Source organism: Brevundimonas sp. FG8, from assembly GCF_057808845.1.
In genome coordinates this window covers 312,207-334,725 of the sequence record NZ_JBMDIU010000001.1, presented here as the reverse complement: position 1 = coordinate 334,725, position 22,519 = coordinate 312,207, and the positions used below count along the sequence as shown (strand labels likewise).

Here is a 22,519-nt window from a genome sequence, read left to right as displayed (position 1 = left end):
CGGACAGGTTTTTCAGACAGCTCGCCTTGGCCCAGCCCGGGCGGCCCGGGCAGGCGGTGCTGACGGGCGTCATTTGCGCGGCAGTGGGTCTTGCCCTGCGCCTCGCCCTTCAACCGATCTACGGCAGCGTCACCGGCCTGACGGTCATGCTGCCCGCCGTCCTGATCGCCGCGCTCTGGGCCGGCCAGATCGCCGGCTATACGACCATTGTCCTGGGCATCCTCGGGGCGACCCTGATCAGCCGGCAGTTCGAGGGGCTTCTGGTCGGCACCGCGGAATTGCTGACCGTCACGGTCTGCACCTTCGTCGTGGTCGCGGTGTTCGGAACGGTCCTGGCCGCTTCGCTGCGCACCACCCTGCGGAATCTTGACGACACCGTCCGGCGGCTGAGAGCCTCCGACAACCGCGTCGGCGAGACGACGCAGGAACTGCGCGCCATGGTCGAACAGGCCTCCGCCGGGATCGCCCGCGTCGGTCTGGAAGGCCAGATCATCAGCGCCAACGCCCGATTCGCGGAGATTCTCGGGCTCAAGCCTGAACAGGCCATCGGCATAACCACCCGCGACGTCACCCATCCGGACGATGTCGAAGTGACCCGCCGCGCGCTGGAAGCCGCCCGGCGCGGGAGCGAGGGCCGGATCGAGAAGCGTTACATCCGCCCGGACGGGACCGTGGTCTGGGCCCTGACCAGCTTGCGCGCGCTCACCAACCCCGATGGCGACCTGATCGGCTTCATCGCCGTGGTCGTGGACATCACCGCCGCCAAGGCCGCCGAGGCGGCCCTGCGTGAGAGCGAGAGCCGCTTCCGCCTGATGGCGGACACCGCGCCCTCCCCGGTCTGGATGACCAACGCCGACGCCGAGGTCGAATTCGTCAACACCGCGCTGGTCGATTTCTACGGTCAGCCACACGAAAAGCTGCTGGGGTCCGTTTGGCGCCGGGCCCTGCATCCGGACGATGTGGCCGAGGTCGAGGGGGTCATGGAGGTCGCCCGGCCGGAACACCGCCCCTATGGCTTCGAGGCCCGCTTCAAACGCTTTGACGACAGCTGGCGCTGGATGCGGGTGGCCGTGAATCCCCGTTTCGATGCGGACGGCGCCTTCCTCGGCTACGTCGGCATGTCGTTCGACATCACCGACACCCGCGTGGCCATCGACGCGCTCGAGGCGCAGGAGCGGCGGCAGACCTTCCTGCTGTCCCTCACCGACCGCCTGCGCGACCTGACCTCGCCGGACGATATCATGGTCGAGGTCGAACGCTCCCTCGGCGCCGAACTCGGCGCTGATCGTGTCGGCTACGGCGAGGTCGATCAGGCGCGTGGCCTTGTCTCCATGAGTCGAGACTGGACCGCCGGCGTGGTCAGCGCCCAGGGCCAGTTCCGCCTCGCCGACCTCGGCGCCGACCTGATCCGGGATCTGGCCGAAGGACGTGTGATCCAGATCTCCGACGTGCGCGCCGACAGTCGCACCCGCGATGCGCTGGAGGTCTTTGAACGGCTGGGGACCCGCGCCCTGATGCGCGCGCCCGTCATCCGTGGCGGGCGCCTGCAGGCGTTCCTGTATGTCCACAACGCTGAGGTCAGACACTGGGCCGACGCCGAGATCGACCTGCTGCAGGAAGTCGCCGGCCGCACATGGACCGAGATCGAGCGCGCTCGCGCCGAGGGGGCGGTCCGGGAAAGCGAGGAACGCTTCCGCGCCATCGCCGACACCGCGCCCGTGCTGATCTGGGTCACGGGCCGCGACCGGACCCGCGAGTTCGTCAATCAGGCCTATGTCGCCTACACCGGCGGTTCCTACGAGGATGCCCGCCTCGCCGACTGGCGGGAGGTCATCCACGTGGACGATCACGAGCGGATTCTTCAGGAATCCCTTGCTGGCGAAGCCACCCGCCAGCCGTTTTCCATGGAGGCCCGTTACCTGCGCCACGACGGCGAATATCGCTGGCTCAAATCCTTCTCCCGCCCCCGGCTGGATGCGCATGGCGAAGTCATCGGCTTCGTCGGCGTGGCCTTCGACGTCACCGATATTCGCGAGGCGCAGGCGCGCCTTCAGGAGTCCGAGACCCGCTTCCGCACGGTCGCCGACAGCGCGCCGGCCCAGATGTGGATGACTGACGAGACTGGCGGGGTGGTGTTCGCCAACAAGCGCTACCGCACCTTCTTCGACGTTCAGCGCGACGATGATCTGCAGCAAAACTGGCAGGCCGTCATGACCGCAAATGGACTGGAAGCCTTCCACGCCGACTTCCTTTCGGCGCTGGAACAGCGGGACAGGTTCGAGAGCGTTCTGGAGGTCGAGCATCCGCAGATGGGCCGCCGTTGGCTGCGTTGCGAGGGCATTCCCCGTTTCGACGGCCAAGGCCGCTTCCAGGGCTACGTCGGCGCCACCATCGACGTCACCGAAGCCCGGCGGGCCGAGGATGACCTGAAGCGCATCAACGAACTGCTGGAAGAACGCGTCAGCGAAGCGCTCGCGGAAAAGGCCAAGGCCGAAGCCGACCTGATGCATGCCCAGCGCATGGAGGCGGTGGGACGGCTGACCGGCGGCGTCGCGCACGACTTCAACAATCTGCTGACCGTGGTCATCGGGGCGCTGGACATGATGCTGCGTTCACCGGACGACGCCGCCCGCCAGAAGAAGCTGGGCGAGGCCGCGCTGGCCGCCGCCCGTCGCGGCGAAGGCCTGACGCACCAGCTGCTGGCCTTCTCCCGCCGCCAGGCGCTGCGCCCACAGGCCCTGGATCTGAACGCCCTGATCCGCGAGAGCGACCCCCTGCTGCGCCGCGCGGTCGGCGAAGCGGTGGAGTTCAGGCTGAAACTGCGTCGTGGCGGCGCCCGGGTGAATGTCGATCCGTCCCAGTTCGAGGCGGCCTTGCTGAACCTTGTGGTCAACGCGCGCGACGCCGTGGGCGACAAGGGCCGGATCACCGTCCAGACCCAGATCGTCTCGGTGCACGCCGGCGAAGTGCACGAGCTACCCGCCGGCGACTATGTCAGCGTATCGGTGTCCGACAACGGCGCCGGTATTGACCCGGAGGTGCTCAGCCGGGTCTTCGAGCCCTTCTTCACAACCAAGGCCGTCGGCAAGGGGACCGGTCTGGGCCTCAGCCAGGTCTATGGCTTCGCCCGTCAATCCGGCGGCGGCGTGCGGGTGGCGTCCACGGTCGGACGGGGGACGGAGTTCCGTCTGTATCTTCCACCGCTGGATCGCGCCGAGGGCATCGGTTCCGCGGCCCGTGCGGTCTCGCCCTATCCGCAGGTCGGTGCGCGTCGCATTCTGCTGGTTGAGGATGATCCCGGCGTCGCGGCCATCGCCCTGGACCTGCTCACAGCCATGGGCATGGAAGTTGTCGCCGCCGATACGGCGCCGCGGGCCCTGGAAATGTTGAGGGTCGAATCGTTCGACCTGATGCTGAGCGACGTGGTCATGCCCGGCGGCATGACGGGCATCGAGCTGGCGCGCGTCTGCGCCACCGAATGGCCGGACATGCGGATTGTCCTGACCTCAGGCTATGCCGGCGATGATGTCGATGAGGCCTTGTCGAACGCCCCTTGGCCGTTCCTGCGAAAGCCCTACTCAGGCGAACAGCTGGCCGAAATTCTGGGACAGGTTCCCGCCGGAGCGGATTGACGCCCGCGACCGTCCGGGACGGTCGCGGGAGATCGTCAGCAGATCAGCGCTGTCGCGCCTTGCGAGCGGCGTAACGCGCATCGCGCGCCGCCTTCTGCTCTTCCTTGGACAGTTGCTTGCGCTCCTTGCGGGCGGCGCGCTTCTCGGCGTCCACCGCTTCCTGGGCAGCCATCAGTTCGGCTTGGCGAGCAGCTTCCTTCTCAGCCTTTTCCCGGCGCAGTTCGGCCTTGGCCAATTCATGCTGTTGGCGCAGCGCTTCCTTCTCGGCGGCGCGCTTTTCAGCCAGCTTTTCGAACTCGGGGTCGGGAGCCGCCGCCTTCGGCTTGAATTTGGCGAGAAGGGCCGCCTTGGCGTCCTTCTGGGCGGAGAGGCGGTCGTTGAAGCCGGTTTGTTTCAGGTCTCTCATGCGTGGGGTCGTCGTATCCTTGATTGATTTTCAGATGCGCGTTCGCCGGGGCGAGCTTGGCTCAGCCCCGGGCGGGTCCGCTAACCCCATATAGGGTCAAAAAGCAAGGTTGGGAGGGCCAGATGGCTCAAGCCCTTTCCGCAGTGTGTCAGTTCGGGCGCTCAGCCTGCCCCACCGCCGCGCCGGCCGCTCCGCCTACTGCCGCGCCCACGGGCCCGCCGACGACGGCTCCCGCTACAGCGCCGGTAGCGGCCTTCTGTTCGATCGTTGTGCCGCAAGCAGCGGCTCCAAGGGCCAGAATGGCCAGTACGGCGACGGTGGAAATGCGGCGCATGTCTCTTCTCCTGTTCACAACACCAAACGTCATCACGTCCGCAGGGGTTCCACCCGCAGCTGGAAGTTACGTTTCAGGAAAAAGCCCGGCCAAAGACTAGATAAAGGCGAGCATGAAGACATCGGAAAATCCTCACGTCGGAGTGTGACAAAGACCCTGCGGCATTCGATACAGTAAATCACCAATCGACTGAAGACATCCACTCTCACTCATAGGGACACCTTCCGCCACATACATAGGCATTAACACCTAATGTTGCGATGCACACGATTCTTGCGAATCAACCACATTGGCGCCACAAATCGCTGGCTTAAGGCGCGTCCTCCGAAGCCCGGCCGTTCGCCGAACATCGGAACTGCAGTCGGATCGCGATCACGGATCGCCCGGCGGCGAGACTACCCGGGGGCGGCACTGCGCCCTGCCGAACAGGACAGAGCCTTTGCCGAATTCCTCGCAGACGCGTGTGAACCCGCCCGTTGATCGTGTGGCCCGTATTCGGCCAGGCACGGCGGCGGCCATGTTCGGCGCTCTGGTGGGACTGGCGGTCGGCGGCGCCTATCTGGGCGGCACGGCGGCCAAGGCATCCGCTGTTCGGGATCAGGCGTCGCGCATCGACGGCGCGGCCGCCGCGGGCTTCACCGAGGAAGCTCTGGCCGCCGCGGCAGGCGGCCTCGATGAAAGTGCGCTGACCATCGCGCGCCGTCACGACCCCTATACTGTAGCCGGCCCAAGCCAGCGCGACCGTCAGGCCGAGCTCCTGACCGCGCGCCTTGAGCAACTGCGCGGCCTTAGCCCGCAACGCATCGAGGGCCTGCGTCAGGCGAATCTGTCGGCGCCGGTCGCCGCCCAGCCCTTCCGCCTCGCCGGCGCGCTTGAAGCCTCGCGCGATCTCGATTGCCTGACTCAGGCTGCCTATTACGAAGCCCGTGGCGAAGGCCGTGACGGCATGCGCGCCGTGGCCCAAGTGGTCCTGAACCGCGTTCGCCACCCGGTCTTCCCCAAGACGGTCTGCGGCGTGGTCTTCCAGGGCGCGGGCCGTCGAACGGGGTGTCAGTTCAGCTTTACCTGCAACGGCTCCATGCGCGGGAACGTCAACCGAGCTGCATGGGATCGCGCCCGCGCCGTGGCCTCGGCGGCGCTGTCCGGCTCGGTGTACAGCGGCGTCGGCAACGCCACCCATTTCCACACCACGGGCGTTTCGCCCCAGTGGCGCAACAGCCTGATCCGCGTGACGCAGGTCGGCGATCATCTGTTCTACCGCTTCGGCGGCCGCTCAGGGGCCAGCAGTTCGTTCACCTACGCCGCCCGCCGCTCGACCGAGGCAGACACGCCCCAGATCGTTCAGGCCAGTCTGGATCCCAGCGGTCCGGCGCGCGAAGTCGGTGCGGTCGCCTACAACCTGCTGATCGCACAGGAAGCCCGTCAGGACGCCCGTCCGGTCCAGACCGAAACCCCCGCGCCGCGTCCGGCCGCTCCCGCGATCACGTCCGCGCCGTCGGCCGCCAGCGAAACCACGGCTCCTTCAGCCTGATCAGCGCTGCTGCACCTTCCAGTGCGTCGTCAGGTTCTGGCGAAGATTGCCGAACCGTCCCTGCGTCTCGAGATTGACGTCGGAGTCGCCGGGCTGACCGGACTGCGCGCCCGTCGCAAGATCGCGGCGATCAGCATTCACGGCCTCGTCCATCGAGCGGCCGCCACGATCAGCGAAGCTGCGTTGCTCCTTCGGAATTTTCGGACTGTGAGTCATCGGCTGTCTCCTTCGGTTCGAAAGGCTAACCGTCCCGCGACCGGACCGTTCCGGAACGGCGTTCGGCTCAGATCGCGTCCAGTCCGATATCCAGCGACGCCGCCGAATGTGTCAGGGCGCCGACCGAGATCACGTCCACTCCGGTCTCGGCGATGGCGCGCACGGTATCCAGATTGACCCCGCCCGAGGCTTCCAGGGTCACCAGCCCCGCCACGCGTTTCACCGCCTCGCGCAGGTCTGCGAGAGAGAAGTTGTCCAGCATGATCACGTCGGGCCGCTCACCGAGCGCCTCGTCCAGTTGATCGAGCCCGTCGACCTCGACCTCGACCTTCATCAGGTGCCCGGCGGCGGCCTTCGCCCGTCGCACCGCTTCGCCCACTCCGCCGCAAACGGCGACGTGGTTGTCCTTGATCAGGATGGCGTCATCCAGCCCGAAACGATGATTCAGCCCGCCGCCGCACAGGACGGCGTGCTTCTCAAGCGCCCGCAGGCCCGGCGTGGTCTTGCGGGTGTCGGCGATGCGCGCGCCCGTGCCCGCCACCGCCTCCACATAGGTCCGGGTCAGGGTGGCGATCCCGCACAGCCGCCCCAGCAGGTTCAGGGCTGTCCGCTCGGCGGACAGGAAGGCCCGGGCGCCAGCCTCGACTTCGGCCAGCACGGCCCCCGCCTCGAAGCTATCCCCGTCGCACAGTTTCAGCTTGATCGAGGCTTGCGGGTCCATGGCCAGCACCGCCAGACGGACACAGTCAATGCCGGCCAGCACACCCGGCTTGCGCGCGGCGAAGACCGCCCGCATCCGCGCATCCCCGGGGATGCAGGCCCTCGCCGTCACATCCCCTGCCCGCCCCAGATCCTCGGCCAGCGCCAACCGTACCACCGGCTCGATCAGAACGTCGGGAAGGGTCGGGCTCATTCGGCGGCCATCATGTCAGGGGTCGGCATTTCCGGCTCACGGCGCAGCCGGGTGTGGCGCGGCGCGGCGTCGGTGTTTGGATAGTCAGTGCGATAGTGCCCGCCCCGGCTCTCACGGCGACCCAGAGCCGCACCCGTGATCAACCGCGCCGCCAGCACCGGCAGGGCCCCGCGCGCCTCCTGCTCCAGCCGCTCGATCAGCACCATTGCCCGCGCCAGCCCGTCGGCGTCGCGCACCACCCCGACATTGTCACTCATGCTCACACGCAGGGCTGTCAGCGCCTCGGGCGTCAGTTCTGGCGCGATTGAGGCTTTGCGCGTCTCGCCCTCACCGCCGACCTCCTCCGCCGCCGCGCGCCCGGTGCGCCGCCCGAAGGCCGCGGCTTCCAGCAGGGAGTTGGAGGCCAGCCGGTTGGCGCCGTGCACGCCCGTCGCCGCACATTCCCCGACCGCGAACAGGCCCGGCAGGCTGGTGCGTCCGTTCAGACCGGCGGCGATACCGCCCATATGATAGTGGGCGCCCGGCGCGACCGGGATCGGCGTCTCGCGCGGGTCCAGCCCGGCCCGCATGCAGGCGGCGAAGACCGCCGGGAATTCATGCGGGAACTTGTCGCCCACAGCCGTGCGGGCATCCAGATAGGCGCCTCGTCCCTCGGCGCGGGCGCTGTGCACCGCTCGGGCGACGATGTCGCGCGCCTTCAGGTCTGCATCCGGCGCCTCGCCGAGCAGGAAGCGCCCACCGGCGTCGATCAGGCGCGAGCCTTCGCCGCGCAGGGCCTCGGTCGCCAGCGGCATGGGGTCCAGCCCCACATCGATCGCCGTCGGATGGAATTGCACGAACTCGGGGTCCAGGATTTCCGCGCCCGCCCTGTAGGCCAGCGCCATCCCCTCGCCCAGCAGGGCCGCCGGGGTCGTGGTGCGCGCATAGAGCCCGCCCGCACCGCCGGTCGCCAGCACCACGGCCGTCGCCAGCACCTCGGTCAGCCGACCGTCACGCTCGATCACAGCCCCGCGCACCCGCCCCGTGTCGTCCTGTACAAGGGCGCGCAGTCGGCCGTTCTCCCAGACTTCAACATGGGGCGCGGCGCGCACGGATGCGACCAGAGCAGACAGAATTGCCCGCCCTGCCCCATCGCCGCCGACCCGCGCCACACGCGCGCGGGAGTGGGCGGCTTCAAGACTGACGGCGAAGGCGCCATCGGCGGCACGATCAAACGGCGCGCCCAGCGAGGCCAGCCATTCGACGGTCTGTTTGCCGTCCTCCGTCAGGGCGCGCGCTGCGGACGGGTCCACCAGTCCGGCGCCCGCCGCCGCGGTGTCCGCCGCGTGCAGGGCCGGATCATCCTGAACCGACAGCGCCGCCGCCACGCCGCCCTGCGCCCAGGCGGACGAGCAGGCCTGCAGCAGCGGCGCGGGCGTCACTACCAGCGTCGGACGCGGCCCGGCTTCCAGCGCCGCCGACAGACCGGCGAGGCCGCCGCCGATGATCAACGGGCCGTCGTGGCGGATGCGGTTCACTGACCGAACTCGAACAGGCCGGCCCCGTGCCCGGCGGCCATGGCCAGACTTTCGGCGCCCGGCAGGATGGCGAGCAGGCCGACACCGACGCAGGCGCCCGCCGTCAATATAAACAGCCCCGTCGACTTGACCGCTTCGCCCACGGTCAGACGTCGCCCCTCGGGCCGCCAGTCCCCGCGCTTCAGATAGCTGAACAGGGCCAGGCCGAGGAAGAAGGCGAACAGCCAGCTGCCGTTGGATACGCCCCACAGGACGGCCAGTCCGCCGATCACGATGAGCACGGCCCGCTCGAGCAGCGGATGGATTTTGGCCAGCACCGGACCAATGGCTCGCGAGCCGTCCAGCATGGGCGCGGGCAGCAGGTTGAGCAGATTGATGAAGGCGATGGCCATCACACAGGCCAGCCAGACGCCCTGCCCGGTCCAGCCGTACAGGGCGAAGAAGGGTACCGCGGCCAGCAGGCCGAACGCCGGTCCGGCCAGCGCCACCAGCACGCCGTGCCACTCGCTCGCCGCCGGACGCTGCCCGATGGCCGCGCCACCGAAGAAGGGCACGATGAAGATACGGGCCGGGCCCATGCCCAGCCGGTTCATCGCCAGCATATGGCCGACCTCGTGGACAAGCACGCCGAACAGCACCGCCGCGACGATCTCGAAGCTGCGGGTCCAGTAATAGATCAGCCCGCCGAGCAGCAGCGTCGACAGGATCGCCCAGCCCATGCTCTGCCCCTGCACCGGCGCATGCGCGGAAGTCGAGGCCAGCGGCGCGTTACGAGCCGGCGCATGTGTCTCGACCCTGCGCGGCGCGGGGGTCTCTTCCGGCTTGATGTCCCAGGGGCCGGGGCGGCGGGGGGTGTCGGTGTCGCTCATCCCCGCGACGTGGCCTTTTCCGCCTTCAGCCACAAGGCCAGTACGGCGAGAAGCCGCAGGGTCTTACGGTCAACGGTCGCGACGGCGCGGACAGGCGGAACATAGTGCATCGGGGTTCAGTCCAGATTGTGCGCCCGGGCCTCTGCGGGGTTGGCCCGCGTCAGCGCCTCACGCACCAGATTTTTCGGCACGCCCCTGCGTGTCAGGATTTCATAGACCCGGCGCAGATCCTGCACCGGTTTGAAGGCGAACCAGCGCTGTTTGGCGCGCCAGATGATGATCATGTAGCCAAACGGTACGCGCCACACTCGAACCACTTCAGATCAACTCCACATCCACGTGATGCCTGGCCTTGACCAGATCATACCGCGCGGGAATCGGCGGCGGAGGCAGGTCTATCATGCGTTGCACGGCCATCCGCGCCTTCTCGATCATCTCGTCGGGCACGGTGACCTCGAACTTCATGTCACGCAGACAGTCGCGGATGTTCTCCAGCGTGATCCGCTTCATGTGCGGGCACATGTTGCAGGGACCGACGAATTGGACCTCGGGGACATCACCCTTGATGTTGGAGGCCATCGAGCATTCGGTGATCAGCACGACCCGCTTGGGTTTGCGGGCCTCGACGTAGTCAGTCATCGCTGCGGTCGATCCGGCGAAATCGGCGGCCCGAAGGATTTCTTCCGGGCATTCCGGATGCGCCAGCACCTCGGCGTCCGGCCAGGCGTCGCGCATGTCGGCGATGTCCTGCGCGGTGAAGCGCTTGTGGACCTCGCAGTGGCCCTTCCAGGCGACGATCTTGATGTCGGTCTGGGCCGCGACGTTGCGCGCCAGATACTCGTCCGGGATCAGGATGACCTTGTCGACGCCCCACTCCTTCGCCGCCCACTCCACGATCTGAACCGCATTGGCGCTGGTGCAGCAGATATCGGTTTCGGCCTTCACGTCGGCGGTCGTGTTCACATAGGTGACCACCGGCAGACCGGGATAACGTTGCTTGATCAGCCGCACGTCCTCGCCGGTGATCGAGCTGGCGAGGCTGCACCCCGCGCGCAGGTCGGGGATCAGCACCGTCTTTTCGGGGCTGAGGATTTTCGAGGTCTCGGCCATGAAGTGCACGCCCGCCTGGACGATCACCTTGGCCTTCGACTTGGCCGCCTCCTTGGCCAGTCCCAGGCTGTCGCCGACATAGTCGCCGACGCCATGGAAGATTTCCGGCGTCATGTAGTTGTGCGCCAGGATGACCGCGTCGCGCTCTTTCTTCAGCGCGTTGATCTCGCTGATCAGGGCCGCGTAGCGCGGCCACTCCAGCGGGGTCACATGGTCCTTGACCTTGTCCCACACGGGCGCGGTCTCCCGCTCCAGTTCCTCCGACAGCCCGAACGCGCCGTCCGCCATGATCCTGTCCTCAATCGACCCTTATGCTCAAAGTTAGCATAAGCAGGCGCAATGTAGGCCGATCGAGCGGCGGCGCAAGGCGGAAAGTGCTGCAAACCGCTCGCATGTCACTGTCTCCTCGCCTCGCTTGTGCTAGCGTTCTGGCGGGAGGCGAACCGGTCGGACGAGCGGTCGCCGTTGGGGATGAGCACCGAGATGAGTCCGGCTGAGTTGAGCGTGGCCTTCTTCCTTCAGATGGCCGTCGTTATCGCGGTCTGTCGGGCGATGGGCTGGTTGGTGAAGCGACTGTTCAACCAGCCGCAGGTGGTGGGCGAAATCATCGCAGGCGTCCTGCTCGGGCCGTCCCTGCTGGGACTTATCTCACCCGAAGTGAAGGACATGATCTTCCCGCAGGACACGCGCGGCGTCCTGTTTGTCGGCGCTCAGCTGGGCATCGGCCTGTACATGTTCATTGTCGGCCTCGATTTCCGGGGCGACCACTTCAAGGCCAACGCCCGCAGCGCGGCGGCGGTGTCCCTGTCCGGCATGCTGGCCCCCTTCCTCGTCGCCGTGGCCCTGACACCCTGGCTGATGAACATGAAGCTGTTCGGCGAGGGCGTGGATTCCATTCAGTCGCTGCTGTTCCTCGGCGCGGCGATCTCCATCACCGCCTTTCCCGTGCTGGCGCGCATCATTCAGGAGCGGGGTCTGTCCAAGACGCCGCTCGGCACCATGGCCCTGTCGGCCGGCGCCATTGACGACGCCTGCGCCTGGGCCGTTCTGGCGCTGGTCCTGGCCAGCCTGGGAGGCGGCGCTGAAGTCGCCCTCAAGGCCATTGTCGGCGGCGGTGTGTTCGCTGTCTTCATGCTGACCGTCGGTCGCCGCCTGCTGGCGCCGCTGGCCGACAGGGTCGAGCGTGAGGGCCGGCTCACGCCCGCTCTTCTCGGCGTCGTGCTGGTGCTGTTCATGCTCAGCGCCTGGGCCATGGATGCCGCGGGTCTGCATTCCGTCTTCGGCGGCTTCATCCTGGGCGCAGCCATGCCCCGAGGCCTTCTGGCCAGTGAAGTGAAGCGCCAGCTCCAGCCTTTCGCCCTGGTGGTTCTGGTGCCGATGTTCTTCGTCTACTCGGGCCTGAACACCCAGCTGACGATGGTGAACAGCCTGCCCTTGCTGGGCGTCGCGCTGGTCATTCTGGCCGGCAGCATCCTGGCCAAGGCTGGAGCCTGCTGGGCCGCCGCCCGCCTGACCGGTCAGGACAACGCCACCGCATTGGGCATCGGGGCCCTGATGAACGCTCGGGGGATGATGGAGCTGATCATTCTCAATATCGGCCTGCAAAAGGGCATCATCGGCCCGGCCCTGTTCTCGATGATGGTGCTGATGGCCATCGTCACCACCCTGATGGCCTCCCCTTTGTTCGAATGGGTCTATGGCCGCAAGGCGCGCGAGCGGGGCGAACTGGGCAGTCTCGCGGACGATCACGAGGCGTCGGACGCCGCCCCGGTTCAGGCCCGATCCGTAGCGCCCTGACGCCGAATACAAAAATGGCCGGGATGTCGGTCCCGGCCATTCATTTGTCGACGGCTTCAACCCGGCTCAGTCAGCACGACCGATGTAGTCGACCGTCACCACGATCTGCGGCCCATTCAGAAACACCACCTTGCCCTCGTTGGCGGCGGCGTCAGAGCCCTCGGTCGCATAGACCTCGCGGTCCTCATAGAAGCGCAGGGCCCGCACGATATCGGGCCGCGCGGCCGATGCCTGATGTTCGGCCCGACATTCCTTCAGGTGCATATCGCGCACGACACAGCTGACCAGTTGCTCGGCCGGCGGCGTTACCGGCGCACCGACCGGCGGCTCGACCTCCCGACGCGGCGCGCGTGAAAGTGCGCTTCGCTGCCTGCGAGCCGGTCGACGGGCTCCGGGGTCGGTCAGGCTGACGCCCGGCGCGATCCCCAGGGCGTCCCGCTCGTCCGTCGTGCTCCAGCCGCAGGTCGTCAGCACCCGGTCCAGATTGGCCGACTGGGTCGGCAGATCGAACGCCCCCCGGAACGAAGGCTCTGCCCCGTCCGCAGTTTGCACTGAGTACAGGCCGCCGCCTTTCATGAAGCGGACGTCGCGCCCCGGCGCGTTGCTGCGATAGGCCCCGGCGGCGCCGGCGGCCGTCCAGGTCTGTTGGTCGGAGCGTCCGTCGGCCCGCGCGGCGTTCAGGCGCAGCGGTTCGGCGGAAGCGGGCAGGCCCGTCACCACCGCCGTCAACTTGCCGTCACGACACTGAACCACGATCATCTGCCCGGCGTCGTAGCGTGCTGCGGCTATGGCGATGTTCTGCGCCGGATCGTGCTGGAACTCCCAGTCATCGTCCTGCGCCGCGGCGGTCGTCGCCAGACCAAGCCCGGCCGTCATGGCCAGGCCCGCAAAAGTAACCGTCTTCATACTCAAAAATCCCTCACAGCCCGCGCGCAGTGACACGCAGACTCGAGGCCCCGTCAAGCAGTCGTCACAACGCCTTCATGCGCCAGCAACCAGCGCTTGCGCTCCAGCCCTCCGGCGTATCCCGTCAAGGTTCCATTGGCGCCGATCACACGGTGACAGGGCACGATCAGGGCCACCGGATTCTGCCCGTTCGCCAGCCCCGCCGCCCGCACGGCCTTGGGCGACCCGATCGCCGCCGCCAACTGGCCGTAGGTGCGCGTCTGCCCCGCCGGAATGGCCCTCAGCGCCGCCCAGACGCTCTTCTGGAAGTCGGTCCCGCCGGTCTTCACCGCCAGCCCGTCGAGCGCGCTCAGGTCTCCGCTAAAATAGGCCAGAACCGCCGTCCGCACGCGCCCCGGCGCACGCCCCTCGACCGGCGCCGCCCCCGGGCTGTGCCGCCCCAGCAGACGATGCATCCGCGCCTCATATCCCGCGAAATCGAGCGCCCGCACCGCCCCCTCGGGGCCGGTGATCAGAAGAACTTCCCCAACAGGCGTCGCCACCCGGTCCAGCGTCAGGGTTTCCATCTCAGGCCGCTTCGGCATCGTCTCGCTCCATCCGCTCGTCGGCGTCCATATCGGCCATGGCCAGATGCAGCGCTCCATAGGCCCGCCAGGGACGCCAGTGCTCGGCGCGCGCGGTCAGGCGATCATCCATCAGCCGGTCATTGGGCGGCTCGACGCCCTCATCGATCCAGTCGCCCGGCAGCCTCAGCCCCGGGCGCGCCGCCAGCAGCGGCTTCAGCAGCGGGTCTGACGACAGGTCACGCGCGATGGCGTCCGGGTCCGCTGACAGGTCGAACACCCGCCGCACCCGCGCCAGCACGCCGGGGAGAGCCTTCAGCTCAGCGGTCTCGACGCAGACCGTGACACGCCCATCCTCTCCGGGTTCGACCGACACCGATCCCCCGGCGCCGTCGATCTCCCGGGTCAGCCCCCGCGACCACCGCCGCCCCTCAACCGCGTCGCCACGCGCGGCCAGCGCGGTCAGCATGGCGTCCCAGTCGTAGGGCGGGCGATAGGGCAGGCTTAGCAACACGCCGCCCTCATGCAGCCGCTCACCCCGACGCCGCAGGGTCGAGGGCGGCCGCTCATACAGGGCCTGAAACGTCTCATTGAACCGCCGCACGCTGCCGAAGCCCGAGGCCAGCGCCACCTGCGCCATCGACAGGTCGGTCTGGTGGATCAGGGCCTTGGCCAGCAGCACACGGCGCGTCTGCGCCACGCTGACCGGGGCCGCGCCCAGATGCTGGCGGAACAGGCGACGCAGGTGCCGCTCGCCCACGCCCAGCCGCCCGGCCAGCGCATCCACATCGCCCTCGTCCAGCGCCCCTGCCTCGATCAGGACCAGCGCCCGGCTGACCGTATTTGACGTCCCGCGCCAGGCGCCCATGTCCGGCGCCGTCTCCGGGCGACAGCGCAGACAGGCGCGAAACCCCGCCTCCTCGGCCGCCGCCGCCGAGGCGACGAAGATCATGTTCTCTCTCTTGGGCGTCCGCGCCGGACAGACCGGACGGCAGTAGATGCCCGTCGTCTTCACACAGCCGAAGAACCGCCCGTCAAACCGCGCATCGCGCGTCAGCACGGCGCGGTAGCAGACCTCCTGATCGAGTGCGGCGGGGTTTTCCATGAGCGGAAGATAGGCCGGAGCGGAGGAGAATGCTCGCGGCTTTCGGACATGGGCATGCGGCGGACTTCAATGGCCGAAAGCGGTCGTTCTGAGTTTCCGTTACACTGAAGGGGGCGCCCCAAGCTCCGCTCGGCGATCTACAACGGCCACACCATCAGGATCAGCGGCGGCCCCGCCAGCAGCACCAGCAGGCTCAGCGGCGCGCCCAGCCGTGCATAATCCCCGAACCGATACCCGCCCGGCCCCATCACCAGCGTGTTGCACTGGTGGCCGATGGGGGTCAGGAAATCGCAGGCCGCGCCGACCGCCACCGCCATCAGGAAGGCGTTGGGATTGTAACCCAGCTGCGTCGCCAGACTGGCCCCGATGGGGGCGACGATCAGCACCGTCGCGGCGTTGTTCAGGAACGGCGTCACGGCCATCGAGGCCAGCATCAACCCGCCGACCGCCAGCACGCCCGGCAGATGGGTGAACAGGCCGCTCATTCCCGCCGCGATCAGGTCCGCGCCGCCAGTCTTCTGGATGGCGTCGGAAACGGGGATCAGGCAGGCGATCAGGATCAGCAGAGGCCCGTCCAGCGCCCCATAGGCCTCACGCATCTTCAGCCCGCCCAGCGCGACGATCACCACCGCCGCGCCGAAGAAGGCGATGGCGACCGGGAGCACGCCAAAGCCGACTAGCGTCATGGCGATGGCCAGCACCACCGCCGGCAGGAAGCGTTTGCGCACACTGCCCAGCCGCACCTCCCGCTCGGCCAGCGGCAGCAGGTCCAGCGCCTTCAGAGCCGTCGGCAGGCCCGCCTCCCCGCCCTGCAGCAGGATGACGTCGCCCGCCTGCAGCCGGGCGGACCTCAGTTTCTGGGTCAATTCATAGCCGCTGCGCGACACGCCGATCAGATTGACCCCGTACTGGCCGTAAAGGTCCGCCGCCCGCACCGACTGGCCCGACAGGGGCGAGTTGCGGCCGATCACCGCCTCGATCACCTGCACCTCGTCAGTCGGCTGCTCCAGCATCACCGGACGATCCTCCCGGACCAATTGCAGATGGCTGGCGGTCAGGAAGCTTTCCAGCGCCGCCGGACCGCCTTCGATCAACAGGGTGTCCCCGGGCAGAACCTTGTGATTGCCGCGCGGATTAGCGGTGCGTTTCTGTCCCCGGATGAGGGCCAGGATGCGCACCTCTCCGTCCCCCACCATCGACAGGCCCTTGATGGTAGGGTTTGGCGAGGTCCAGCCTTCGGGAGCCCGCGCCTCGGTCGCGTAGCCGTTCGCCGCCAGCGCCTCTCCCAGCCCGACCGCGCCCTTGCGATCCGTCGGCAGCAGCCGATAGCCGAACGCCAGAAACACCAGCGCCATCGCCGTCAGGGCCAGTCCCACGGGCGCATAGTCGTACATGCCGAAGGGCTGACCCAGCAGATCGGCGCGCACCTCGGCCACAATGATGTTGGGCGCCGTGCCGACCAGCGTGACCATCCCGCCCGCCATCGCTCCGAACGCCATCGGCATCAGCAGGCGCGAGGGAGACGATCCGGTCTTGCGGCTGACCTGAAGGGCCACCGGCATCATGATCGCCAGCGCGCCGACATTCTTCGTCACCATCGACAGCAGGGTGACCGCGACGGTCAGCACCGGTGTCTGGCTGCGTTCGGTCTTCAGCAGGGGCAGCACCCGCTTCAGCGCCATCTCGACAATGCCGGACCGCGCGAAGGCGGCACTGACCACCAGGGCCGCGGCGATAATGACCGTCACATCGTTGCGGAAGCCGTCGAAGGCCGCCTCGGCCGGGATCACCCCGATAGCGAGGCCCAGCACGAGGGCGCCCAGCGCGATCAGGTCATAGCGAAACCGCCCCCATATGAAGGCGACAATGGTCAAACCCACCAGCCCGAAGGCCAGCCCCTGCTGCAGCGTCACGCCTGCCCCATCCACGAAAAACCCCGGCGGCCGGATGGCCGCCGGGGCCTAACGCCCGAGGGTTCAGTTCGATGCGTGGGGCATCCGGCTGTCCTTGCCGGTGATCAGCCGCCCCGCGGCGCCCACGATCTTCGACACCGCGATGATGAAGCCGAGGGCGACGCAGAGCATCAGGATGCTGGACAGGGGCCACCAGCCATTCGCGAACATGACACGAACCCGCTCGATAAAGCTCTCCACGTCCGGCACGAAGACCACCGGCGACATCGGGGAGTACAGCCAAACCCAGACGAACAGGGCGGCTTCCGCCAAGCCGAAGCCGATGTCGCCCAAGGCCGTGAAGCGCACGCCTTTCGGATGCAGGGCGCGGGTCAGGTCGAAGGCGATCCTCACAACGGCGAAGACGATCACCGGCCAGTAGAGAAGCTGGTGCATCTCGCCCAGCATCCGGCCGTAGTCGACGCCGCTCACCACCGCGCCCAGATCTTGCGGCGTTGTGTGGGTCAGCGGCAGCCAACCGATCCACCAGAGCAGGACCACGCCCCAGCCCACGGCGCTGCCGAGCGCCCGGACCGTGGGCGATGACCCGCGCTTCCCCTTGGCGGGCTTGGCGGGCTCGCCGCTCCAGTCGCCCTCGCTGAGCCCCCGCGACACGGCCTCGGCGTTCAGATTTCCGCCGAACTCGAACAGGCCCAGGTCCTTCACCCGCCATTCCCGCAGGAAGCGCGGCTTCTCCTTTTGACGCTCGATGATGTAGGCGCCCAGCGTCGCGAAGCCGATCAGACTGATGGCTCCATTGAAGATGCTGCTGAAGGCCTGCCCGATGGCGCGGCCCACCTCGACGTCACCGACGACGACCCGCACAATCGCGCCAAGCACGGTGATGGCGACGACGGCGATCAGACCGGCGCGAACGCCGAACATCCACCACGGATAAAGCTCCGGCCCCACGATATGCTGCGGCCCCGAGCCGTAGCGGGCGGCGACGGCCAGCGGGTGGCCGATGTCGCGCAGGATGCCCTCCTGCTCGGCCTCGGTCAGGGGGCGGCCCAGGACCTCCTCCTTCTCCTCGAACCGGCTCAGGATCATGTCCCGCAGTTCGGCGATGATGTCCGCCCGCTGGCTTTGCGGCAGCTGGGCGGCGACGGCGTTCAGATAGCGGTCAATCAGGTCCATCAGGCTTTCCCCTCGTCCTGGATGTTCAGAGAAGTTTTTCGAGCGAGGCGCTGATGCCCCGCCATTCGTCGGTCAGGGCGGCCAGCATCGACACGCCCATGGGCGACAGGACGTAGAAGCGCTTCTTCCGCTTCTCTTCCTCACGCCATTCGCTTTGCAGCAGCCCCTGGCTCTCCAGCCGGCGCAGCAGCGGGTAGAGGGTGGACTCCTCCATCTCCAGCCCGTCCGCCGCAAGCGCCTGACGCAGGGTGTAGCCGTACCGTTCGGTCCGCAGGCAGGCGAGCACCGCCAGCACCAGCGATCCACGGCGCAACTCCAGCCGCATGCTTTCAAAAAGTTCCGGTTCGACGCTCACGCCGCCCCCCTGCTACGTCACATAGTGTGTGACACACAGTGTATGCGACATACTGTGCGAGGGAGTCAATATGCGGGAGTTCCATCCCCTTTCCGTCGCCTGGACAGGCCTCACTCAGGTATCCGCACGCCGTCCCACGCGAACACGCCGCCGCTGTCATGCGGCTTGAGGCCGTCGATCACCTCCAGCAGACAGGCGGCGGACTGCGCGGGGCTGAACAGCTTGTCCGGCTTCACCCCGCGCTGGAACGGCGCGCTCAGCCTGGTGTCCACCGTTCCGGGATGCAGACCCGCCACCACCGCCTGCGGATGGGTGCGGGCCATTTCGATCGCCAGATTGCGCAGGATCATGTTCAGCGCCGCCTTTGACGCCCGATAGCTGTGCCAGCCGCCCAGCCGGTTGTCGCCGATAGACCCGACCCGGGCCGACAGAACCGCGAAGACGGACCGCTGATCGCGTGGCAGCAACGGCAGGACGTGCTTGGCGACCAGCGCCGGGCCGATGGTGTTGACCCGGTAGTCCCGCGCCATGTGTGCGGGGTCCAGCGCGCGATAGCTCCGCTCAGGTTCGGCGCCGGAGTGCAGCACGCCGGTCGCCACGAGCACGAGGCCGAGGGGCGGCCCGTCCTTGAGGCCGGCGGCGGCGGCGGCGATCGACGCCTCGTCTTCCAGGTCCAACCCGGTTGATCGGGACAAGGCATGGACATGATTGAAGCGACCCGACGCCTCCAGCGCCGCGACCATGGCCGCGCCCAGACCGCCTGACGCGCCGATCACGACCGCCGAAAGAGGGGGAGTTTCCGTCATGCCCCGATCAGCGCCCGCACGACCTGGGCGGTCAAGCGCCGGCAGGCCGCGCGGACGTCATGCCTCACGCGCGGCGCAATCTCGCGGTCACGGAGCACGGGCGGAGGGTGCCCGTCGTTGACGCCACTGGACAAGCTCCCGTTCCGGGTGTGTCCTGACGAGTCCGGCGCAAGAAAAAACAACAGGCCGGGACGAGTGAGGAAACATGTCGAACCGACCGAGCCATATCCGGCTCAACTCCCACCCCGGCGCGGGAACCGCGTCCCGCTTCCCCGTCCAGTGGGGCGCCCCTACCGCCCGTGAACGGGGGCCGGTGATCGGCACCGTCAATGCCGGGCCGGACCGCAACGCCATCGGCGCCCATGGCGGCGCCTATTCGGTCTATCGCGCGCTAGCCGTTTCATCCGGGGCGATGAGCGCGAACAACCGCCCGGACCTGACCAACACCGCGCCGACCACGCCCATGGGGCCGTTCCCGCAGTGGACCGATGGCGGCAAGATCGTCTCGCTGGACCCGTGGGGCGCCCGCGTGGCCGAGGACTTCGCGACCGAGATTCAGGACGGTGTCGATATCCGCCCCACCATCGCCGTGACCAGGGCCCGCCTTCAGCTCGGCGAGATCAACGAGGCCATCGCCGCGGGCCGCATCAAGGTCGACGGGACCGTGGTGCACGAAACCGGCGATGTGGCGGTGACCAAGGCCGCCGTCGATCCGGTCTGGTATCTGCCCGGCATCGCGGAACGCTTCGGCGTCACCGAGACCGCCCTGCGCCGCACCCTGTTCGAGCAGACCGGCGGGATGTACGCCGACCTCGTCACCCGCCCGGACATCAAGGTCTTCCTGCCCCCCATCGGCGGCATCACCCTGTATATCTTCGGCGATCCGGCCGCGATCGCCGACCCGGCGCGCCGCCTGACCTGCCGGGTGCATGACGAGTGCAACGGCTCGGACGTGTTCGGCTCCGACATCTGCACCTGTCGCCCCTATCTGACCCACGGGATCGAGGAATGCGTTCAGGAGGCCCAGAACGGCGGCGCGGGTCTGATCGTCTACAACCGCAAGGAGGGGCGGGCCCTCGGCGAGGTGACGAAATTCCTCGTCTACAACGCCCGCAAACGCCAGCCCGGCGGTGATCAGGCGGCGACCTATTTCGAGCGCACCGAATGCGTCGCCGGGGTGCAGGACGCCCGCTTCCAGCAATTGATGCCCGATGTGCTGCATTGGTTGGGCATCACGAAGATCGACCGCTTCGTCTCCATGTCCAACATGAAGCACGACGCCCTGACCGGCTCGGGCATCGAGATCGGCGAGCGCGTGCCGATCCCCGATTACCTGATCCCGCCTGACGCCTCGGTGGAAATGGAGGCCAAGAAGGCCGCCGGCTACTTCACCCCCGAAGGCGCCAAGTCCGCTGACGAATTGACCCGCGTGGTGGGCCGCGACCTTGAGCAGTTCTGAAACGGCGCAGGCGCCCATCCTGCTTGCAAAGGGCCTGCTGACCGCCGCCGCCGTCCGCGAGCGCGCCCGTGAGATGCTGGAGATCGGCATCGCGGGCGGGCTCGACCACTGGCGTGTCGATCTCGACCGACTCCCGGAAACGGCCCGCTATGTCGCCGCCGTCATCCGCGACCAGTATCCGACGCTGGCCGTACCCTTCCATGCCCGCTGGCGGCATTTCGCCGTCGATGGCGTGGACCTGTGGGGTCCGGTGGCCGAGAGCCGGGCCTGGCCCGACGCCGCCAACCGCGCGCGGACCGAGTTCGATCTGGTCATCGTCTCCGTGCTCCTGGACGCCGGCTCCGGCCCCGGCTGGAGCTATCATGACACGCGCACCGGCAAGACCCTGACCCGCTCCGAAGGACTGGCCATCGCCAGCCTGCGGATGTTCGAAGCGGGCGCCTTCTCGTCCACACCGAGCGATCCCTGGCGGGTGGACGCCGACGCGCTCGCCCGCCTGTCCGCCGACGATCTGGCGGAGGGGTTCCAAGTCTCGGACGACAACCCATTGGTCGGACTTGAAGGCCGCGCGGGCCTGCTGCGCCGTCTCGGCGAGCAATGCCTGAAACGCCCCGACCTGTTCGCGACGGCGGACACGCCCCGCCCGGGCGGACTGGCCGACTTGCTGATCGGTCAGGCGAGCGACGGCGCCCTGCCCGCCCCCGCCATTCTGGAACTGTTGCTCGAAGCTTTCGGTCCGGTCTGGCAGGACCGGCTGAGCCTCGGCGGCGTCGATCTGGGCGACTGCTGGAAGCATCCGGCGATGAAGCGCGATGACACCACCGACGGTCTGGTCCCGATCCACAAACTGTCCCAGTGGCTCAGCTATTCGCTGGTCGAGCCGCTTCAGACTGCGGGTCTGAAGGTGGTGGATCTGGACGGCCTGACCGGGCTGGCGGAATACCGCAACGGCGGCCTGTTCACCGACCTCGGCGTCTTGACGCTGAAGAACCCTGCGGACGCGGAAATGCCGTGGCCGGTATCCGATCCGCTGGTGGTCGGCTGGCGCGCCATGACCGTGGCCCTGCTGGACAGGATCGCGGCTCTGGTGCGAACTGAGCTGGGCGTCAGCGCGGAGGCCATGCCGTTGGCCAGCGTGCTGGAGGGCGGCACCTGGGCGGCCGGTCGCCGCGCCGCCGCCGAACGCCGACCGGGGGGCGGACCGCCCCTGACCATCCTCTCCGACGGGACCGTCTTCTGATGCCGAAAGCCGCCTTCAAGATGGACGGGGTCACCGTCGTCGATCACCCGCTGGTCGCCCACAAGCTGTCGATCATGCGGGCGAAGGACACCTCCACCGCCCGCTTCCGCGCCCTGCTGCGCGAGATTTCGACCCTGCTCTGCTACGAGGTCACTCGCGACCTGCCGTTGGAAGACTATCCGGTCGAGACGCCGGTGGGCCCCACTACCGGCCAGAAGATCGAGGGCAAGAAGCTGGTCTTCGTGCCGATCCTGCGCGCCGGTCTGGGGCTGGTCGAGGGTATGCTGGACCTCGTCCCGTCCGCCCGCGTCGGCCATGTCGGCCTGTATCGCGAGCCCGAGACGCTGGAGGCGGTCGAGTACTATTTCCGCGCGCCCGAGGACGTGTCCGACCGCCTCTGCATCGTCATCGACCCCATGCTGGCCACGGCCAATACGGCGGTCGCGGCCATCGAGCGGCTGAAGGAGCGGGGCGTAACCAACCTGCGCTTCGTCTGTCTGGTCGCCTCGCCCGAGGGGCTGGAGCGGCTGCGCGGCTGGCACCCCGACGTGCCGATCTGGGCCGCGGCCGTCGATGAGCGGCTGAACGATCATGGCTACATCGTTCCGGGTCTGGGCGACGCGGGCGACCGGCTGTTCGGGACGCGCTAGTGCGCCACGGCATCATGTAAA

21 protein-coding genes are annotated in these 22,519 nt (G+C 68.0%); 6 read left to right on the top strand and 15 right to left on the bottom strand.

Annotation, left to right across the window (positions count from 1 at the left end; genetic code table 11):
• Positions 1 to 26: 26 nt before the first annotated feature.
• Positions 27 to 3,632 carry a PAS domain S-box protein gene (locus ACODRV_RS01470; RefSeq protein WP_488907187.1) on the top strand — a complete coding sequence of 1,202 codons (3,606 nt, stop codon included), beginning with the start codon at positions 27 to 29 and terminating at the stop codon, positions 3,630 to 3,632.
• Positions 3,633 to 3,675: 43 nt separating this feature from the next.
• Here ACODRV_RS01470 and ACODRV_RS01465 read toward each other — a convergent pair whose 3' ends face one another.
• Positions 3,676 to 4,038: a DUF6481 family protein gene (locus ACODRV_RS01465; protein WP_141625913.1), complete on the bottom strand. Its 363-nt coding sequence runs from the start codon at positions 4,036 to 4,038 to the stop codon at positions 3,676 to 3,678.
• Between the two features lie 148 nt (positions 4,039 to 4,186).
• Positions 4,187 to 4,372, bottom strand: a complete 186-nt coding sequence (locus tag ACODRV_RS01460; protein ID WP_141625912.1) for a hypothetical protein — start codon at positions 4,370 to 4,372, stop codon at positions 4,187 to 4,189.
• A gap of 517 nt (positions 4,373 to 4,889) precedes the next feature.
• On the opposite strand from ACODRV_RS01460, the gene ACODRV_RS01455 reads away from it, so the two are divergent.
• Positions 4,890 to 5,903, top strand: a complete 1,014-nt coding sequence (locus ACODRV_RS01455; protein ID WP_488907186.1) for a cell wall hydrolase — start codon at positions 4,890 to 4,892, stop codon at positions 5,901 to 5,903.
• On the opposite strand, the gene ACODRV_RS01450 is transcribed toward ACODRV_RS01455, so the two are convergent.
• The 6 genes from ACODRV_RS01450 to nadA form a co-directional block, all read right to left on the bottom strand.
• Positions 5,904 to 6,119 carry a hypothetical protein gene (locus ACODRV_RS01450; protein ID WP_141625910.1) on the bottom strand — a complete coding sequence of 72 codons (216 nt, stop codon included), beginning with the start codon at positions 6,117 to 6,119 and terminating at the stop codon, positions 5,904 to 5,906.
• A 67-nt stretch (positions 6,120 to 6,186) separates the two neighbouring features.
• A complete protein-coding gene (gene nadC / locus ACODRV_RS01445) occupies positions 6,187 to 7,032 on the bottom strand; it encodes a carboxylating nicotinate-nucleotide diphosphorylase (RefSeq protein WP_141625909.1) in 846 nt (281 codons plus the stop codon).
• Positions 7,029 to 8,549 (bottom strand): L-aspartate oxidase, encoded by a 1,521-nt coding sequence (locus tag ACODRV_RS01440; RefSeq protein ID WP_488907185.1) that lies wholly within the window; start codon positions 8,547 to 8,549, stop codon positions 7,029 to 7,031. The genes nadC and ACODRV_RS01440 overlap by 4 nt, the downstream gene beginning before the upstream one ends.
• Complete coding sequence (locus ACODRV_RS01435; protein ID WP_488907184.1) at positions 8,546 to 9,418, bottom strand: metalloprotease; 873 nt, start codon at positions 9,416 to 9,418, stop codon at positions 8,546 to 8,548. Before ACODRV_RS01435 ends, ACODRV_RS01440 begins: the two co-directional genes overlap by 4 nt.
• 116 nt (positions 9,419 to 9,534) lie before the next feature.
• Positions 9,535 to 9,726: a hypothetical protein gene (locus ACODRV_RS01430; RefSeq protein ID WP_488907183.1), complete on the bottom strand. Its 192-nt coding sequence runs from the start codon at positions 9,724 to 9,726 to the stop codon at positions 9,535 to 9,537.
• A 10-nt stretch (positions 9,727 to 9,736) separates the two neighbouring features.
• The gene (gene nadA / locus ACODRV_RS01425) at positions 9,737 to 10,816 is read right to left on the bottom strand and encodes a quinolinate synthase NadA (RefSeq protein ID WP_488907182.1); all 1,080 of its coding nucleotides are present in this window, start codon (positions 10,814 to 10,816) and stop codon (positions 9,737 to 9,739) included.
• A 195-nt stretch (positions 10,817 to 11,011) separates the two neighbouring features.
• On the opposite strand from nadA, the gene ACODRV_RS01420 reads away from it, so the two are divergent.
• Positions 11,012 to 12,325: a cation:proton antiporter gene (locus ACODRV_RS01420; RefSeq protein WP_488907181.1), complete on the top strand. Its 1,314-nt coding sequence runs from the start codon at positions 11,012 to 11,014 to the stop codon at positions 12,323 to 12,325.
• Positions 12,326 to 12,391: 66 nt separating this feature from the next.
• Here ACODRV_RS01420 and ACODRV_RS01415 read toward each other — a convergent pair whose 3' ends face one another.
• From ACODRV_RS01415 to ACODRV_RS01385, 7 genes are all read right to left on the bottom strand, one after another.
• Positions 12,392 to 13,231 (bottom strand): hypothetical protein, encoded by an 840-nt coding sequence (locus tag ACODRV_RS01415; protein ID WP_488907180.1) that lies wholly within the window; start codon positions 13,229 to 13,231, stop codon positions 12,392 to 12,394.
• A gap of 53 nt (positions 13,232 to 13,284) precedes the next feature.
• A complete protein-coding gene (locus ACODRV_RS01410; protein ID WP_141625904.1) occupies positions 13,285 to 13,815 on the bottom strand; it encodes a methylated-DNA--[protein]-cysteine S-methyltransferase in 531 nt (176 codons plus the stop codon).
• Positions 13,799 to 14,899 carry a bifunctional transcriptional activator/DNA repair enzyme AdaA gene (locus ACODRV_RS01405; RefSeq protein ID WP_488907179.1) on the bottom strand — a complete coding sequence of 367 codons (1,101 nt, stop codon included), beginning with the start codon at positions 14,897 to 14,899 and terminating at the stop codon, positions 13,799 to 13,801. The genes ACODRV_RS01410 and ACODRV_RS01405 overlap by 17 nt, the downstream gene beginning before the upstream one ends.
• Positions 14,900 to 15,036: 137 nt before the next feature.
• Positions 15,037 to 16,812, bottom strand: a complete 1,776-nt coding sequence (locus ACODRV_RS01400; protein WP_141625902.1) for an SLC13 family permease — start codon at positions 16,810 to 16,812, stop codon at positions 15,037 to 15,039.
• Positions 16,813 to 16,875: 63 nt separating this feature from the next.
• On the bottom strand, positions 16,876 to 17,988 hold the full coding sequence (locus tag ACODRV_RS01395) for an HAAS signaling domain-containing protein (RefSeq protein ID WP_488907178.1): 1,113 nt from the start codon (positions 17,986 to 17,988) through the stop codon (positions 16,876 to 16,878).
• A 25-nt stretch (positions 17,989 to 18,013) separates the two neighbouring features.
• Entirely contained in the window at positions 18,014 to 18,343 is a 330-nt protein-coding gene (locus ACODRV_RS01390) for a PadR family transcriptional regulator (RefSeq protein ID WP_488907177.1), read from the bottom strand.
• A 110-nt stretch (positions 18,344 to 18,453) separates the two neighbouring features.
• Positions 18,454 to 19,149, bottom strand: a complete 696-nt coding sequence (locus ACODRV_RS01385; protein ID WP_488907176.1) for an SDR family NAD(P)-dependent oxidoreductase — start codon at positions 19,147 to 19,149, stop codon at positions 18,454 to 18,456.
• Positions 19,150 to 19,354: 205 nt separating this feature from the next.
• Here ACODRV_RS01385 and ACODRV_RS01380 point away from each other — a divergent pair, with 205 nt between their 5' ends.
• From ACODRV_RS01380 to upp, 3 genes are read left to right on the top strand one after another with little or no spacing between them, the layout of a single operon-like run.
• On the top strand, positions 19,355 to 20,608 hold the full coding sequence (locus ACODRV_RS01380; RefSeq protein ID WP_488907175.1) for a GTP cyclohydrolase II: 1,254 nt from the start codon (positions 19,355 to 19,357) through the stop codon (positions 20,606 to 20,608).
• Positions 20,595 to 21,848, top strand: coding sequence for a URC4/urg3 family protein (locus ACODRV_RS01375; RefSeq protein WP_488907174.1), 1,254 nt, complete (start codon positions 20,595 to 20,597; stop codon positions 21,846 to 21,848). The genes ACODRV_RS01380 and ACODRV_RS01375 overlap by 14 nt, the downstream gene beginning before the upstream one ends.
• Positions 21,849 to 21,868: 20 nt before the next feature.
• Positions 21,869 to 22,498, top strand: a complete 630-nt coding sequence (gene upp, locus ACODRV_RS01370; RefSeq protein WP_141628213.1) for a uracil phosphoribosyltransferase — start codon at positions 21,869 to 21,871, stop codon at positions 22,496 to 22,498.
• Positions 22,499 to 22,519: the final 21 nt, after the last annotated feature.

Bases quoted from the DNA above. Each gene is read 5' to 3' on its own strand.
- ACODRV_RS01450 (WP_141625910.1), bottom strand. From the start codon at position 6,119: ATGACTCACAGTCCGAAAATTCCGAAGGAGCAACGCAGCTTCGCTGAT.
- ACODRV_RS01415 (WP_488907180.1), bottom strand. From the start codon at position 13,231: ATGAAGACGGTTACTTTTGCGGGCCTGGCCATGACGGCCGGGCTTGGT.
- ACODRV_RS01380 (WP_488907175.1), top strand. From the start codon at position 19,355: ATGTCGAACCGACCGAGCCATATCCGGCTCAACTCCCACCCCGGCGCG.
- ACODRV_RS01435 (WP_488907184.1), bottom strand. From the start codon at position 9,418: ATGAGCGACACCGACACCCCCCGCCGCCCCGGCCCCTGGGACATCAAG.
- ACODRV_RS01405 (WP_488907179.1), bottom strand. From the start codon at position 14,899: ATGGAAAACCCCGCCGCACTCGATCAGGAGGTCTGCTACCGCGCCGTG.
- ACODRV_RS01395 (WP_488907178.1), bottom strand. From the start codon at position 17,988: ATGGACCTGATTGACCGCTATCTGAACGCCGTCGCCGCCCAGCTGCCG.
- ACODRV_RS01420 (WP_488907181.1), top strand. From the start codon at position 11,012: ATGAGTCCGGCTGAGTTGAGCGTGGCCTTCTTCCTTCAGATGGCCGTC.
- upp (WP_141628213.1), top strand. From the start codon at position 21,869: ATGGACGGGGTCACCGTCGTCGATCACCCGCTGGTCGCCCACAAGCTG.
- nadA (WP_488907182.1), bottom strand. From the start codon at position 10,816: ATGGCGGACGGCGCGTTCGGGCTGTCGGAGGAACTGGAGCGGGAGACC.
- ACODRV_RS01385 (WP_488907176.1), bottom strand. From the start codon at position 19,149: ATGACGGAAACTCCCCCTCTTTCGGCGGTCGTGATCGGCGCGTCAGGC.
- nadC (WP_141625909.1), bottom strand. From the start codon at position 7,032: ATGAGCCCGACCCTTCCCGACGTTCTGATCGAGCCGGTGGTACGGTTG.
- ACODRV_RS01460 (WP_141625912.1), bottom strand. From the start codon at position 4,372: ATGCGCCGCATTTCCACCGTCGCCGTACTGGCCATTCTGGCCCTTGGA.
- ACODRV_RS01410 (WP_141625904.1), bottom strand. From the start codon at position 13,815: ATGCCGAAGCGGCCTGAGATGGAAACCCTGACGCTGGACCGGGTGGCG.
- ACODRV_RS01455 (WP_488907186.1), top strand. From the start codon at position 4,890: ATGTTCGGCGCTCTGGTGGGACTGGCGGTCGGCGGCGCCTATCTGGGC.
- ACODRV_RS01465 (WP_141625913.1), bottom strand. From the start codon at position 4,038: ATGAGAGACCTGAAACAAACCGGCTTCAACGACCGCCTCTCCGCCCAG.